At 68.7% G+C, this 14,405-nt stretch carries 16 protein-coding genes, 2 tRNA genes and 1 pseudogene; 14 read left to right on the top strand and 5 right to left on the bottom strand.

What is annotated here, in order from left to right:
* Positions 1-33: 33 nt before the first annotated feature.
* The 5 genes from gyrA (at position 34) to AB0873_RS10095 (ending at position 5,396) form a co-directional block, all read left to right on the top strand.
* Entirely contained in the window at positions 34-3,813 is a 3,780-nt protein-coding gene (gene gyrA / locus AB0873_RS10115) for an intein-containing DNA gyrase subunit A (RefSeq protein WP_366599345.1), read from the top strand.
* A gap of 4 nt (positions 3,814-3,817) precedes the next feature.
* Entirely contained in the window at positions 3,818-4,759 is a 942-nt protein-coding gene (locus AB0873_RS10110) for a DUF3566 domain-containing protein (RefSeq protein ID WP_366599344.1), read from the top strand.
* Positions 4,760-5,026: 267 nt separating this feature from the next.
* Positions 5,027-5,103 (top strand) — tRNA-Ile (locus AB0873_RS10105).
* Between the two features lie 42 nt (positions 5,104-5,145).
* A complete protein-coding gene (locus tag AB0873_RS10100; RefSeq protein ID WP_208862918.1) occupies positions 5,146-5,274 on the top strand; it encodes a DLW-39 family protein in 129 nt (42 codons plus the stop codon).
* A gap of 46 nt (positions 5,275-5,320) precedes the next feature.
* A tRNA-Ala gene (locus tag AB0873_RS10095) sits at positions 5,321-5,396 on the top strand.
* 55 nt (positions 5,397-5,451) lie between these two features.
* Here AB0873_RS10095 and AB0873_RS10090 read toward each other — a convergent pair.
* Together AB0873_RS10090 and AB0873_RS10085 are read right to left on the bottom strand one after the other, a co-directional pair.
* Positions 5,452-6,602: pseudogene (locus AB0873_RS10090) on the bottom strand (site-specific integrase).
* Entirely contained in the window at positions 6,571-6,699 is a 129-nt protein-coding gene (locus AB0873_RS10085; protein WP_366599526.1) for a hypothetical protein, read from the bottom strand. Before AB0873_RS10085 ends, AB0873_RS10090 begins: the two are co-directional and overlap by 32 nt.
* Positions 6,700-6,908: 209 nt before the next feature.
* On the opposite strand from AB0873_RS10085, the gene AB0873_RS10080 reads away from it, so the two are divergent.
* Positions 6,909-7,490 carry a hypothetical protein gene (locus tag AB0873_RS10080; RefSeq protein WP_366599343.1) on the top strand — a complete coding sequence of 194 codons (582 nt, stop codon included), beginning with the start codon at positions 6,909-6,911 and terminating at the stop codon, positions 7,488-7,490.
* 86 nt (positions 7,491-7,576) lie between these two features.
* Here AB0873_RS10080 and AB0873_RS10075 read toward each other — a convergent pair whose 3' ends face one another.
* The 3 genes from AB0873_RS10075 to AB0873_RS10065 form a co-directional block, all read right to left on the bottom strand.
* Positions 7,577-8,311, bottom strand: a complete 735-nt coding sequence (locus tag AB0873_RS10075; RefSeq protein ID WP_366599342.1) for a hypothetical protein — start codon at positions 8,309-8,311, stop codon at positions 7,577-7,579.
* A 279-nt stretch (positions 8,312-8,590) separates the two neighbouring features.
* Positions 8,591-8,833, bottom strand: coding sequence for a hypothetical protein (locus AB0873_RS10070; RefSeq protein ID WP_366599341.1), 243 nt, complete (start codon positions 8,831-8,833; stop codon positions 8,591-8,593).
* 197 nt (positions 8,834-9,030) lie between these two features.
* A complete protein-coding gene (locus tag AB0873_RS10065) occupies positions 9,031-9,444 on the bottom strand; it encodes a contact-dependent growth inhibition system immunity protein (RefSeq protein ID WP_366599340.1) in 414 nt (137 codons plus the stop codon).
* Positions 9,445-9,658: 214 nt separating this feature from the next.
* Between AB0873_RS10065 and AB0873_RS10060 the strand changes: the two genes are divergently transcribed.
* The 8 genes from AB0873_RS10060 to AB0873_RS10025 all read left to right on the top strand — a co-directional run bounded on the left by AB0873_RS10060 (position 9,659) and on the right by AB0873_RS10025 (position 14,349).
* On the top strand, positions 9,659-9,919 hold the full coding sequence (locus AB0873_RS10060; protein ID WP_366599339.1) for a hypothetical protein: 261 nt from the start codon (positions 9,659-9,661) through the stop codon (positions 9,917-9,919).
* 258 nt (positions 9,920-10,177) lie between these two features.
* Positions 10,178-10,657, top strand: coding sequence for a hypothetical protein (locus AB0873_RS10055; RefSeq protein WP_366599338.1), 480 nt, complete (start codon positions 10,178-10,180; stop codon positions 10,655-10,657).
* Between the two features lie 278 nt (positions 10,658-10,935).
* Complete coding sequence (locus AB0873_RS10050; protein ID WP_091614758.1) at positions 10,936-11,220, top strand: type II toxin-antitoxin system Phd/YefM family antitoxin; 285 nt, start codon at positions 10,936-10,938, stop codon at positions 11,218-11,220.
* Complete coding sequence (locus AB0873_RS10045; protein ID WP_366599337.1) at positions 11,217-11,504, top strand: type II toxin-antitoxin system RelE/ParE family toxin; 288 nt, start codon at positions 11,217-11,219, stop codon at positions 11,502-11,504. The genes AB0873_RS10050 and AB0873_RS10045 overlap by 4 nt, the downstream gene beginning before the upstream one ends.
* A 46-nt stretch (positions 11,505-11,550) precedes the next feature.
* Positions 11,551-11,709: a hypothetical protein gene (locus AB0873_RS10040; RefSeq protein ID WP_366599335.1), complete on the top strand. Its 159-nt coding sequence runs from the start codon at positions 11,551-11,553 to the stop codon at positions 11,707-11,709.
* A 28-nt stretch (positions 11,710-11,737) separates the two neighbouring features.
* Positions 11,738-12,478 carry an SEC-C domain-containing protein gene (locus tag AB0873_RS10035; protein ID WP_366599334.1) on the top strand — a complete coding sequence of 247 codons (741 nt, stop codon included), beginning with the start codon at positions 11,738-11,740 and terminating at the stop codon, positions 12,476-12,478.
* Between the two features lie 422 nt (positions 12,479-12,900).
* Positions 12,901-13,854 carry an L-threonylcarbamoyladenylate synthase gene (locus AB0873_RS10030; RefSeq protein ID WP_366599525.1) on the top strand — a complete coding sequence of 318 codons (954 nt, stop codon included), beginning with the start codon at positions 12,901-12,903 and terminating at the stop codon, positions 13,852-13,854.
* A 75-nt stretch (positions 13,855-13,929) separates the two neighbouring features.
* Positions 13,930-14,349: a CBS domain-containing protein gene (locus AB0873_RS10025; RefSeq protein WP_366599333.1), complete on the top strand. Its 420-nt coding sequence runs from the start codon at positions 13,930-13,932 to the stop codon at positions 14,347-14,349.
* The last annotated feature ends 56 nt before the right edge of the window (positions 14,350-14,405 follow it).

Here is a 14,405-nt window from a genome sequence, read left to right as displayed (position 1 = left end):
GAAAACGACTCTGAGTCTGATAAGGGTTAACAAGTGACCGATACCCCCGAGTCCACACCGAACAAGCCCGAGGTCCCCGAGACCGTCGGTGCCGTCGTCGCGCACGACCGCATCGAGCCGGTCGGGCTCGAGGTCGAGATGCAGCGCTCCTACCTCGACTACGCGATGAGCGTGATCGTCGGGCGCGCGCTGCCGGACGTCCGGGACGGGCTCAAGCCGGTCCACCGCAAGATCCTGTACGCGATGTTCGACTCGGGGTATCGGCCGGACCGCGGCTACGTGAAGTGCTCCCGCGTCGTCGGTGACGTGATGGGTCAGTTCCACCCGCACGGCGACTCGGCGATCTACGACGCGCTGGTCCGGATGGCACAGCCGTGGTCGCTGCGCTACCCGCTGGTCGACGGCAACGGCAACTTCGGCTCGCCCGGAAACGACCCGGCTGCGGCGATGCGTTATTGCCTCACAGGATATGCCCGAATTCGTACCGCTGAGGGCAGCGTGCGGATCGGCGACCTCGTGGCCGACGCGACGCCGAGCAGCGAGACCGACATCGACCTCAAGGTCCGGGACCGCAACGGCGACCTGGTCCGCGCGTCGAAGTTCTTCCACTCCGGCGAGCACCCGACGCTGCGGCTGCGCACCCGCGAGGGGTACGAACTGACCGGCACCCACAACCACCCGGTGCTCTGCCTGGTGGACGTGGCCGGCGTGCCGACCCTGCTGTGGAAGCTGCTCGCCGAGATCGCCCCCGGTGACCGGGTGGTCCTCCAGCGCAGCGTGCCGGACGAGATCGGCTACCCGATGCTGGAGCATGTCGAGGCAGCCGTCTTCGCGGGCGCCTTCGTGAGCGAGGGCTGGGTGTCCGAGGGGCGGGCCGGCTTCAACAACGTCGACCGCGACTTCTTCATCCGGGTGCTGGCCGCCTACGACCTCGCGGTCGGCGGCCCCCGGTACGTCAGCGAGCGTGTGATCGCCTCGGGCAGCACGCTGCACGAGGTGGACGTGCAGGACGTCACGGCACTGCGGGACAGCATCCTCGGCGAGTTGGTGGGCGTGCGCAGCGCCGGCAAGTTCGTGCCGGAGTTCGTCTGGCGCGGCCCGGCCGCGGTCAAGCGCGCGTTCCTCCAGGCGCTGTTCGAGGGCGACGGGTCGTCCTCGTTGCTGCCGCGTCACACCATCCAGATCTCGTACTCCACCCGCAGTGAGCGGCTGGCCCGTGAGGTGCAGCAGCTCCTGCTGGAGTTCGGCGTGGTCAGCCGGCAGTGCCGGTACGACGACGGTGAGATCAAGGTCGTCGTCACCAACCGGCGGGACGCGCGGATCTTCGCCGCTCACGTCGGCTTCCTCGGCCGCAAGCAGGCCAAGCTCGAAGCGGAGCTGGCGGCGGTGCCGGTGAGCAGCAGGGCGCTGTCCGGTGACTTCGTGCCGCTGGTCGGCGACTTCATCCGGGAGCACGGCGCGAGCCGCTGGACCGAGCGGGACTGGCTGCGCCGGCACAACGTCGACCGGGTCGAGCGCTGGGAGCGGGACCGGGACGAGATCGCGACGCGGATCACGAACGCCGAGGTGCTCGAGGTGGTCGAGCCGCTCGTCGACGGCCGCTTCTACTACGCCGAGGTGACCGGCGTCGCCGACGCGGGAGTGCAGCCGGTCTACAGCATCCGGGTGGACACCGAGGACCACTCCTTCGTCTCCGACGGCTTCGTCAGTCACAACACCGAGTGCAAGCTCGACCCGCTCGCCATGGAGATGCTGCGGGACATCGACGAGGACACCGTCGACCTGCAGGACAACTACGACGGCCGGGCCAAGGAACCGACGATCCTGCCGTCGCGGATCCCGAACCTGCTGATCAACGGCTCCGAGGGCATCGCGGTCGGCATGGCGACCAAGATCCCGCCGCACAACCTGCGGGAGATCGGCGCAGCCGTCCAGTGGTGCCTGGAGAACCCGGAGGCCGACGAGGCCACCACCCTCGAAGCGCTGCTGGAGATCGTCAAGGGCCCGGACTTCCCGACCCACGGCCTGATCGTCGGCCAGGCCGGCATCCAGGACGCGTACCGCACCGGGCGGGGTTCGATCCGGATGCGCGCGGTGGTGGAGGTCGAGGAGGACAAGCGGGGCCGGCCGGCGCTGGTGGTCAGCGAACTGCCGTACCAGGTGAACCCGGACAACCTCGCCGAGCGGATCGCCGAGCTGATCAAGGAGGGCAAGCTCGGCGGGATCGCCGACATCCGGGACGAGTCCTCCGGGCGTACGGGCATGCGAATCGTGCTCGTCCTCAAGCGGGACGCGGTCGCGAAGGTCGTGCTGAACAACCTCTACAAGCACACCCAGCTCCAGGAGACCTTCGGCGCGAACATGCTGGCGCTGGTCGACGGGGTGCCGCGCACACTCAACCTGGCTCAGTTCATCCGCTACTACGTCGAGCACCAGATCGAGGTCATCCGCCGGCGGACGGCGTTCCGGCTGCGCAAGGCGGAGGAGCGGGCGCACATCCTGCGCGGTCTGGCGAAGGCGCTGGACGCGCTCGACGAGGTGATCGCCCTGATCCGGCGCTCGCCGACGGTCGACGACGCCCGGCAGGGCCTGATCCAGCTGCTGGACATCGACGAGGTCCAGGCGACCGCGATCCTCGACATGCAGCTGCGCCGGCTGGCCGCCCTGGAGCGGCAGCGGATCCTCGACGACCTGGCCAAGCTGGAGCTGGAGATCGCCGACCTCAAGGACATCCTCGCGAAGCCGGAGCGGCAGCGGAGGATCGTCTCGGAGGAGCTGGGGGAGATCGTCGCGAAGTGGGGCGACGAACGGCGTACGCAGATCATCCCGTTCGACGGCGAGGTCTCGATGGAGGACCTCATCGCCCGCGAGGACGTGGTGGTCACGATCACCCGGACCGGGTACGCGAAGCGCACGAAGGTCGACGCGTACCGCTCGCAGCGGCGGGGCGGCAAGGGTGTCAGCGGTGCGTCGCTGCGTCAGGACGACATCGTCAGCCACTTCTTCGTGTGCTCGACGCACGACTGGATCCTGTTCTTCACCAACAAGGGGCGTGTCTACCGGGCCAAGGCGTACGAGCTTCCGGAAGCCAGTAGGGTGGCCAAGGGCCAGCACGTGGCCAACCTGCTCGCCTTCCAACCCGACGAGCAGATCGCGCAGATCATCGAGATTCCGAACTACCAGGTGGCGCCCTACCTGGTACTGGCCACGAAGAACGGCCTGGTGAAGAAGACGAAGCTCGAGGAGTTCGACTCCCCTCGGTCCGGCGGCATCATCGCGATCAACCTGCGCGATGAGGACGAGTTGGTCGGGGCCGCGCTCGTCGCCCGCACCGAGGATCTGCTGCTGGTATCCAAGAACGCGCAGGCGATCCGCTTCAACGCTTCGGACGAGGCGCTGCGGCCGATGGGCCGGGCGACGTCGGGTGTGATCGGGATGCGGTTCAGCGAGGACGACGTGCTGCTCGCCATGGAGGTCGTCCGGGAGGGCATGGATGTCCTGGTGGCCACGAACGGGGGGTATGCGAAACGCACCCCGATCGAGGAATACCCGGTGCAGGGCCGGGGAGGTAAGGGCGTGCTGACTGCGAAGATCACCGAGCGACGCGGTGGTCTGGTCGGCGCTGTCGTGATCGACCCGGACGACGAGCTGTTCGCGATCACCAGCAACGGTGGGGTCATCCGGACTCCGGTGAAGCCTGTACGCCGTACGCGTGATCGGAACACAATGGGGGTCAAGCTGATGGACCTCCCGGATGGCGTGACTATCGTGGCGATTGCTCGCAATGCCGACGAGCCTGACGAACAGGACTAGTTGAATGACGGAGACACAGGCGAAGTCGGGGAACGCGGGGACCTCGGCCAACCCGGTCGACGAGGAGGCCGCGAAGAGCGGCGCACCAGCGACCGGCCGCGCGGCCGTGGGTCGGGCGACCGTCCCCGCCGACGCGCCTGCCCCGAAGTTCACGAGGGCTCCCGGGATGGTTCCGCCGCCGGACAAGCCCGCCGAGGAGCCGGAGGCCACGGACAAGCCGGAGAAGCCGGCCGAGGCCACGAAGGTCGACGCCCCCAGCGCCGGCGGCACCGCCACGTCGACCGCGGCGCGGCCGGCGACGACCCAGCCGATCGCCGTCGGTGCCGGGCGCGCCACGACAACCGGCACGTCCACCACGGCTGGCGCGACCGGCACGCAGCCCCTGGTCACCGGCAACACCGGCACGCAGCCGCGGGTGTCCGGGACGGCCCGGCCGCAGACGGACGCCCGTCCGGCTGGCCGTCCGCAGGGCGGGGGCCTTCCGCCGGGCATCAGCGGTGCGGCGGCCGTGGGCGCCGCGCGCGTGGGTGAGGCGGTACGCGCTGCGCGTACCTCGGTGACGTCGGCCGCCTCCCGCGGACCGCGCCGGGCACGGCTGAACCTGAGGCGGATCGACCCGTGGTCGGTGATGAAGTTCGCCTTCGCGGTGTCGGTGGTGCTCTTCATCGTCGTGGTGGTCGCGACCTCGGTGCTGTACCTGGCGCTGGACGCGATGGGCGTGTTCGCCAGCGTCAACGACAGCCTGACTGACCTGGTCAGCGCCGGCGGCGGCCAGAGCACCGGCGGGTTCCAGATCACCGCCCGGGGTGTGATCCTGAGTTCGGCGCTGATCGGCCTGGTGAACGTCGTGCTGTTCACGGCGCTGGCCACGCTCGGTGCGTTCATCTACAACGTGTGCGCCGACCTGGTGGGCGGCATCGAGCTGACGCTCGCCGAGCGCGACTGAGACGACCGGACGCCGGGTGTCGCCACGTGCGGCTCCCGGCGATCCGTCGTCCGACCCCGGTGCTTGATCCACTCCGGTTGCGGCATCCTGCGGTATCCCGCGCCCCGGACACCGCAGGATGCGGCGTCTTGCGGGCGGCCTCCCGGAAAGTCGGTGGGCGGGCCGCCCGGGGCTCGGGTAGGTTCAGGGGCGGCGAGGCCACGCGGCCAGGCCCACCCCGATTTGGGGGCGGCCCGGCGGATGGGTTAACCTTGCTCGTCGCTACGCGGGGCTATAGCTCAGTCGGTTAGAGCGCAGAGCTGATAACTCTGAGGTCGCTGGTTCGATTCCAGCTAGCCCCACCAGAGATCGTCCGACGGCACTGTCGAGCGTGAGGGGTCGCCCCAATGTTCAAGAAGCTGCTGATCCTGGTCGGTGTCGTCGGTGTGGCGGCCGTGGTGGCCAAGAAGATCAAGGCCTCCAACGACGAGCGCGCGCTGTGGCACGAGGCGACCACGGCGCCTGACCTGCGCTGAGCGCGTCTCTCTCTCCTGCCAGCACCAGGCGGCGTCGACCGCCCCCGGGGCCCTAGCTCAACTGGCAGAGCACTGCCTTTGCAAGGCAGGGGTTAGGGGTTCGAGTCCCCTGGGCTCCACCAGCACAAACACCGGCTGATCTCGGTACCGAATACAGCAATCCGTACAGCCAAGCGGTCACGCCGTCCCCTCCTCGCCTAGCACGCGATCGATGGCCGAGGCAGCCTGACGAGCCCGCGCCGGCAGGACGTGCCCGTAGGTGTCGGCCGTCATCCGGATCGTGGAGTGCCCGAGCAGCTCCATCACCGTCCGCAGCTCCTCGCCCTGGTCGAGGAGGAACGTGGCGAACGCGTGCCGCAGGTCGTGCAGGTGCAGCAGTCGAGGCCGGCCGCCGCGCGGAGCTGCTCGAAGCGCCGGTTGACGTTCCGCGGCTCCATTGGCGTGCCGATCGTGCTGGCGAACACCAGGTCCAGATCCGACCACACCTCGCCGGCGGCAAGCCGTTCCTTCGCCTGGCGCACCCGCTGCGACTCCAACGCCCGAACGGCCAGCGCGGACAGCGGCACCGGCCGACTGGACCGGTGCGTCTTCGGCGGCACGAACGCCAGGCCCTTGTCAGTTCGCTGGAGCGTTTGCCGAACGAACAGCGCCCGACCCGGCAGGTCGACATCAGACCACCGCAGGCCCAACAGCTCAGCCCGCCGCAGCCCGGTCGCCAGCGCCAGCACGAACAGCGCCTCCAGCCGGTCACCCGTGAGCGCCGACAGCAGACTCTTGGCCTCCTCAGGAGTGAGGGCACGCCGCTCGGACCGGCCGAGAGCCGGCGGCTTGGCCGCCTTGGCGACGTTGCGCGGCACCAGGTCCATCCGCTCAGCGTCGGCCAGGGCGACGCGCAGGACCGCGTGCACCTTGATGATGCTGGCCGGTGCCAGCTTGCCCCGAAGCCCGGTCAGGAACCGCTGCACATCCCGAGGCGTCAGCCGATCGAGCTTCACCCGACCCAGCCCCGGCACCAGGTGCTTGCTTACCGCCAGGCGGTAGCGAGCCAGGGTGGAGGGCCGGGTCCCGTCGTGCGCCTTCACATCCCGCAGCCACTCGGCCAGCCAGGCTTCCACCGTCCGAGGCTGCGCCGTGAGGTCGACGCCGAGCTGGAGTTGCCGACGCAGCTCGTCGCGCTTCCGAACCGCCTCAGCCTCGCTCTTGGCGTAGACGTACTTCTGCTTCCGCTTCCCGTCGACCCAGCCCAGGTCGATCACCGCCGCCCAGACTCCCGGCCGCTGCTCGTACACCGAGCCCTCACCATGCGCCCGACGACGCCGGCCGGTCATGCCGCGAACTCCTCAGTTGCCGAAAGGAACTCATCGATCGCGGACAGCGGAATGAGCCGGGCACGACCCGCCTTGACCGCAGCCGACCCGACCGCATCAGCACGTACACGGTGTCCCGGCACACGCCCAGCAGCACGGCGGCCTCAGCCGGGCGAACGCTCTTACGCTCGCTCATCCTTCCTCCCCTTCCTGCTCTACCGACTGAGCCGAGCCCACTGCCGAAACATCGGGTGGTGCCTGATCGCGTCTGGCGGCGTCGAGCTGGGCGCGCCACTGGATGCGTTCCGAGATTGCCCGCAGGACCCGGTGCCCGAGGGGCGGCAGGCCCTGGACTACGTGCACGACGGACTGCAATACAAGACACGAGGCACCGGCCAGATCCGTCTGCTCTGCGGCGTCGCCCAGTGCCACGCCAACCTGGGCGACTCGACCGGAGCCAACCGAGCCTTGGACCTTGCCCAGAGCGAGCGCGAACACCTCGCCACCACCGACTCCGTGGAAGGGTTGTTCGGCTTCTCCGTCGCCAAGCAGCACTACTACGCCGGAAGCAGCCTGATCTGGCTAGCCGGGGGAGCCGACGCCGAACGAGCTGCCCGTGAGGCCGGCGTAGCAATCGCACTGTGGGAGCACGAGCCGCCGGCCAGCCGGTCCCTCGACGACGAGGCGCTAGCCCACGTCTACCAGGGCACCGCTTACCTCCAAATCGGCGACCTCGACTCGGCCACCGCTGCGATTCGGCCGATCCTCGACCTACCAGCAGACCGCCAAATCTCCTGGATCAAGAAGCGGCTCGGCCGCTTCGCCGCGATGCTCCGCCGCGACCCGTACCGAGGATCCAGCGCCGCAGACGACCTCTACGAAGAGATCCGGAACCTCGGCGGCGGGTAGGCCACTCGTGTCTAGTCCCACCACATGCTTGACGGATCCGTCCCAGGACATGCTTGACGTTTGGCCTAGGTTTGTTGTCCGCTCTTTCAGCCGTCCCGCTCGGGCAACTCGGCGAGAAGCCTTTCGTACTCGGCCTTGCTGCCGATCGCGGCCCGGTGTTCGGGGTGACAGACGTAGTGCCGGATCGCAGCGGTGAGGAATCCGGCGTCGATGTTGTCCGTGCGCAGAGCCTTCCGGCTCCATGGAATGCCACGCCGCCTAACCAACTGGGGTTCCGCGAACGTCATCCGGAGCCACGAGGGGCGATCGGTGCCCGGGGGGATCTGAGCGGACAGTAGGGCCTCCCACGGCACAGTGAGCGAGCCGAGAGCTGAGTTCTGCCGTACCCCGTGAGGATGGAACTGCACCCCGTGACCCCGCCATGCCTCAACCACCAGCAGCGCGACCAGCACGACCCAAGGGACGCTGGGTACCACGTCGAACGCCGACGCAATGCCCTGCCTGGTCGAGCGCACCAATGCGCCGATGCTGGCCGATGCGGGTCCGAGGAAGCCCAGGGCAATGAACACCTTCCATGCCGGCGCGGGTGTGGCGAAGGCCGGAATCTGCGGCTGCACCACGAAGTAGGCCGGACGGATCCCCATGGTGATGATCGCCAGGGCCAGGACCGCCAAGGTGAGGAAGAGCAGCGGGAAGAACAGCCGCTGCCCCAAGGTAGGCACGAAACCCATAGCCGCAGCGTTCACGCCCGCCACCAGCAGACCAAGCGTCAAGACAACGTGCCGGTGGCGCACCGTGGCAGCGGAAACCTTGCCGATCATGCTCGTGACCCTACGAGCCGGCGATTGCAGGACTGGTTAGCCGATCGGTCGACGCTGAACAACGAAGCGTCGATCATGCCAAGCGTCTGGTGGGACGCAGGTGTAAAGCATCAGCCGGGACACGACACGGGTAGGCCACTCGACACTGCCGAATTGGCCTCTTTAGGATCAAGGCGGCCCGCAAGCGGGCCGCGCCGGCCCGGCCCCGGCCTGCTGGCGACCTCCGGCCGGCATCGGCCGGGCCGGCCGGCCACACCAGGAACGGCAGCGGATGTTGAGCTAGTCGGGAGCCTGTTCGGAACCGATGTTCCACGCGCCGGACGCAACGTCGATCGTCTCATCGACCCAGGGCTGAACGATGGCTGCTATCTCCGCCGTCACCGGCCACTCGTACATGATCCAGCCCTCTTCGGTCATGCTGACATGAGCCCTGAGCGGCACGACAACTTCTGCTGGCAGGACCCATGACCGTTCGAGGAAGCCATCCGCCCCGAACTTCTCGACCACGTTCACGGCGTTCATCGCAAGACCATAGCTGGGGCTCCGCCCCAGACCCCGGCCCTCCTCAGAGATGCCGCCGCGGATCCCCTCGCCGGGCACCACGAGGGCTACCAGCCTCCCCGGACGGGGCCAAGGTCGTTCGGCTGGTGAGGCGCTCCACCTTGTCCCCGTCCGGGGAGGCTGGACGGTCTACGACTGCCCGACGAGGAGATCCGCTCTCACTGCCCAAGAAATCGCACGATGGCGTCGCGAAGCAGTCGGTCCGGGTCGCGAGGCTTAAGGTCAGGGTCGGAGAACGGGGGACCGGCAACGAGCTCAGCTAGAACAGATGCCAGCCGCTTCCGCTCCGCTCGTAGGCTCGACCACGCCGAGTCAGGTAGCCGCAGCACGTTGGAAAGCAGGTCGCCCGCGTAATAGTCGCCCTCAGCCAACGGGTCGCGGAGCAGAACTTGTACCGCGCGGGGCAGCAAGGCGGGCACGCCGATTTCCTGCCCGAGCATGATGCGCAGATCTTCGACGGTGAACTCAGCCAACGGTTTACGTCGCAGCTTGACGCAACGCCTGACGAGAGAGGTGGCATCCGGACCGGGATCCGGCCAGACCTCCCGCTCAAGCTGCTCGATCGTCGTCACGGCGGACAGGGTAGTCCGCACCACGATCCCTGGGGGTGCACGAGAGGCTGGCGGGCCATCGTGGGCCAGTGACCATGGCGCGCAGCGGGCACGAGCGGACACGAGACGCAGCCGGGCCGGCCGCCGCCCGCAGGCGTTTCGGGCATCACGACCGCTTGAGCACGCTCTTCCAAACTGAAGGTTGGCGACCCTGGTTGGGTCTACCATCGCCACCGTGCAGGACGACGACAGCAGCGGGCACGTCTGGCGCGAGGAGGCTGCGAAGAGGCGGCCACTTTCGCAGGATGCTGAGGCACTCGGTCAGCTGATCGAGCACGACCAGGACCCGGCCGAGGTCTCCTACTACGAGGCGTTTGTAGACCCAGAAGCTCAGGCGCTGGACGATGCGCAGCGCTCCTACGCGGGGCAGTATCTCCGGCGGTTGCGGCGGCTTCGCGAGCGCGACAGGCACGCCAAGGACGGCCCGGAGGCGTGAGCGCCGTACAGCCATCCGTACAGACAAGGCCATCCGCTGACGGGAACACCAGCCGACACCGGCGGACAGGCTGAGCACGGAAGCGGTCACCTGACCAGCCATCAGCGATCTTCTCTGATACGGGCTCGGACAGCGCCAAGAGGAAACGACGTCAGCCGGACGCCCCCAGCCCGATTTTCGCCCGCTCAGGGTCGCGCCACCAGGCGCACGCACTACTAATCCCCAAGGCCGGCCGGCGCGCCTGATAGAACAGGCGGCGTGGAGATCGCCGAGTTGCGCCGAGCACTGGACGACATGTTCGACCAGGCCGTGGTGTACCACGCCTACACCAACTACATGCGCGACTACGAGGTCATCGTCTACGCGACGGCGGACCCGAGGACCGGCATCCAGCCGGCGCATCTTCGATACCTCTTCAAGCACTGCGTGCAGGCCGAGGCGAGCACCGCCCTGAGCTCGAACACCTGGCGGGAGTCGTTGGATGAACGGTTGACGGACCCGGAGACCGGGCCGGACCTCGACGGCTACGTGTGGGCAGTGAGATGGCAGTCGCTCTACCCCGGAGCGCAGCTGGTTGCCGACTCGCGGCGCGCCCAAGAATGGGCTGAGCAAGTTGGAATCGACTTCCACGAGGTCCGCATCGAGATGAATGGACACAACCTCAACCTGATCTTCAGCGAGCTAGAGGTGAGCGAGGTTCCTCTCGGCTACGCGCCCTACCTGGTTGCCGAGGACTAGATGGCTGTACAGCCATCCGTACAGCCAAGCCAGCAGACTGGCCCGGTCATGAGTCGACGCGAGTCGACAGGACGAGCAGGTCAGCGGCAGTAGCCGACGCCGGCCGACAGTAGTCTTGATCTTTGCAAGGCGGGGGTTAGGGGTTCGAGTCCCCTGGGCTCCACGCATCTTTCTCGCCTGCCGGCTTGTAGCGGGATGTGGTCACCAGGCGAACTTGCCGGCGTAGCATCCGTCGAAACGGTGGACACCCAAGGCGGATTTTGGTCATACTTGTGACCATGACGACGCTGCCGTTGGGGGAAGTGAAGACCCGGCTCTCTGAGCTGGTGGGGCGGGTGCACGACCACCACGAGCGGGTGACGGTGACGGTGCACGGCCGGCCGTCCGCCGTGCTGGTTTCGGTGGAAGATCTTGAGCGGCTCGAGGAAACCGTCGCGGTTCTCGGAGATGCGGGTACCCTGCGACGGCTGGCCGACTCCGACGCGGAACTGGCCCGAGGTGAAGAGGTGTCCGCCGACCAGCTTGCGGAGACCATTCGCGCCCGTCGCGCCTCTGCCGCGTGAGTCGGCGGCTGCCGGAAGGTCCGTACACGCTGCGCGCCACGCCGACCGTCCGTCGAGCGCTCGCCGAACGGTTGCCAGAGGCCGTCGCGGTTGCCGCGTACGAGTTCATGACCGGGCCGTTGGTGCGAGAGCCCTACCGGGTCGGGAAGCGCTTGCTGCCGCCGTTGTCAGATCGGTTCAGTGCCCGTCGAGGCACCTACCGGATCATCTACCGCGACGACGATGATAACCGCACCGTGACCGTTGTGGACATAGATCATCGAAGGGATGTCTACCGCTCCTGACGCCCCTGGCCCTCCGACGCCGGAGGCATTGAGTACGGTGAGCGCCGTGTCGATGAACGTGGCTGCCGAGGCCGCAGCCCTTGAGGCCGAGGTAGAGCAGTATCCGGACGAGCGGGGTGAGATCCTGCTCGAGGCTGCAGACACATGGCGCCGGGCGGGGGCGGCTCGATCGCGCAGCCGACCTGCTGAACAGACTGATCGCTGACGGCGGCGAGGACGGCTGCTACGCGACGGTGCAGCTCGCAGAGGTGCGATTCGAGCAAGGCGACGCCGACGAGGCGCATGACGTGCTGGACCGCCTGGCTTGCGACGCGGCGACGAACGACGGTCACTGCACGCTGGTCGCCGAACTCCTCGCCGAGCGAGGCGATCTGCACGGTGCGTTGCGCTGGTACGACCGGGCGGTGGCCCGCCTGTCGACCGAGGAGTTGCGGGCGCTGAGCGGCTCGGATGGCTGGATGCAGATGTCGTCGGTGATGATTCGCGGCCGTCGTGAGGTCCGTCAGCAGTTGGGTCTGGTTCCGGACGCTACCGATGAGCTGGCTCCGGCGGCGCCGACGCAGCGGCGGCAGATCGTCGACGTGGATGGTGTGCGGGACGCCGTGAAGTCTGGACGGGTGCCACGGCAGGTGCGGATGGTGATCTTTCAGCGCCAGGAGCGGGCCGAGGCGCGACGGCGGTGGCCTCAGGAACACGCCGTGACCGACGACGAGCACTATCAGGCTGCGGAGCGCCGGTGGCGTGAGTTGACGAACAGCGGTGTGCCAGCCATCCGGGTGGTGCCGGCAACTGTCACCGGTCTCTGCGAGTTCGCGGACCGGGTTGGTGAGTCCGCCCTCGATCCGGCGCTCAAGACCCGCTACAGCGAGACCCTGCCGGAGGAGCACACAATCGCATGGCCGCCACCGCGCAACTCACCATGCTGGTGCGGATCGACGGCCAAGTACAAGAAGTGTTGCGGCCGAGCGGTCTGATCCGCGCACTCCGACGCGTCGCACACGGTACTCCGTCACGACCCGGGCCGGCCTGCGACCGCTGCTGCCGCTGCCAGGGGAAGCGGGTCACCGGCGATCATGACGGTGTGGTTCGCATGGTGGTACCTCCGGCTCACCACATCATCCGGCCTGCTCACGGCCGCAACCGCACACGCTCTGCCACACCGAGGCTCAGTCGGAGACACCGACTACTGGTGGTCGAGGCAGCCGTCACCGTCGAAGTAGACGAACCGCAGCTCACGCGCAAGCGCGTTGATGGCCCGTTGGAGCTGGGTCTGGCCGACTTCTTCGTCCACGATGAATGCCAGCCAGCCTGATGCTGGTGGGGCGGCGTCGGAGGGCCGTGCGGAGGTCGTAGGCCGCGGCACGTTAGCGTCGGACGTGTGAGCACACCGCGAGTCCTGCCCGCCGACAGCGGCATCGCCGAGGCGGCTTCCGTCCTGCGTACCGGGGGGTTGGTGGCCTTCCCCACCGAGACCGTGTACGGGCTGGGCGCCAACGCGCTCGACGCGCGGGCGGTGGCCCGGATCTTCGAGGCAAAGGCACGGCCGAGCTTCGACCCGCTGATCACACACCTGGCCGAGGCGGCGGAGCTGGAGAAGCTGGTGGGCTCGGTGCCGGCGGCGGTGGCCGCGCTCGCCGAGCGGTTCTGGCCGGGGCCGCTGACCCTAATCGTGGATCGGCCGGCGGTGATCCCACCGATCGTCACGTCGGGTCTTGAGACGATGGCGGTGCGGGTGCCGGATCACGATGCCGCGCGGGCGTTGATCGCGGCGGCCGGGGTGCCGGTGGCCGCGCCGAGCGCCAACCGCTTCGGCCAGCTGAGCCCGACCCGGGCCGAGCACGTCGTACGCGGCCTGAGCGCGGCGGTGGACGTGGTGCTCGACGGCGGGCCGGCTCGCTGCGGCATCGAGTCGACGATCGTGGACGTGCGGGGGGACCAGCCGGTGGTGCTGCGCCTCGGTGCGCTGCCGGTCGAGTCGCTGGAGGAGGCGGTCGGGCCGGTGGTCGTACGCCCGGGCAGCTCCGGGCAGCCGGTGGCGCCCGGCGCGCTCGCGGCGCACTACGCCCCGCGTACGCCGTTGCGGGTGGTCTCCGGCGCGGAGCCGGCGGCCGGCGACGGTGCCCGGCGGGGCTACCTCGCGTTCCGGGACCGGCCGGCGGGCGACTGGGCCGAGGTGGCGGTGCTCTCCGCCGGCGGCGACCTGACCGAGGCGGCGGCCCGGCTGTTCGACGCGCTGCACCGGCTGGACAGCACCGGCGTCACCGAGATCGTCGCCGAGCCGGTGCCCGACGTGGGTGTCGGCCGGGCGATCAACGACCGGCTGCGCCGGGCGGCGGCCACCTGGCAGTGAACGTGCGCGCATGGGCCGCGACCGTGGGGGTAGGAGAAACGGCAACAACCCCCCGGAAGTGAGGTGTCACAACCCATGCCGACCGCACGCGAGATCATGACCCAGGACGTGACCTGCGTCCGTGAGCAGGACGACCTCCGGACGGCGGCGAAGCAGATGGCCCAGTTGGGTGTCGGTTCGCTGCCGATCTGCGGGGACGACAACCGGCTCAAGGGAATGCTGACCGACCGCGACATCGTGGTGAAGGTGCTCGCCGAGGGCCGCGACCCGGCCAATGTCACCGCCGGTGAGCTGGCGCAGGGTGAGGCCGTCACCATCGGCGCCGACGACGACGCGGCCGAGATCCTGCGGACGATGAGCCAGTACAAGGTGCGCCGGCTGCCGGTGATCGACGGGCACGATCTCGTCGGCATCGTGGCCGTCGCCGACGTGGCCCGGTCCCTGCCGGAGCGCCCGGTCGGTGACCTCATCGAGGCCATCTCCGAGCGCAGCTGACGGCACGGCACGACCCCAGCTCGGCGCCCTGCCGGCCGTCCATGGTGACCCGCGTT

Source organism: Micromonospora sp. NPDC047707, assembly GCF_040704235.1.
In the GTDB taxonomy this organism is placed as follows: domain Bacteria; phylum Actinomycetota; class Actinomycetes; order Mycobacteriales; family Micromonosporaceae; genus Micromonospora.
Note: the sequence above shows the minus strand (reverse complement) of the source record. Positions and strands in the feature narration are given on the sequence as shown.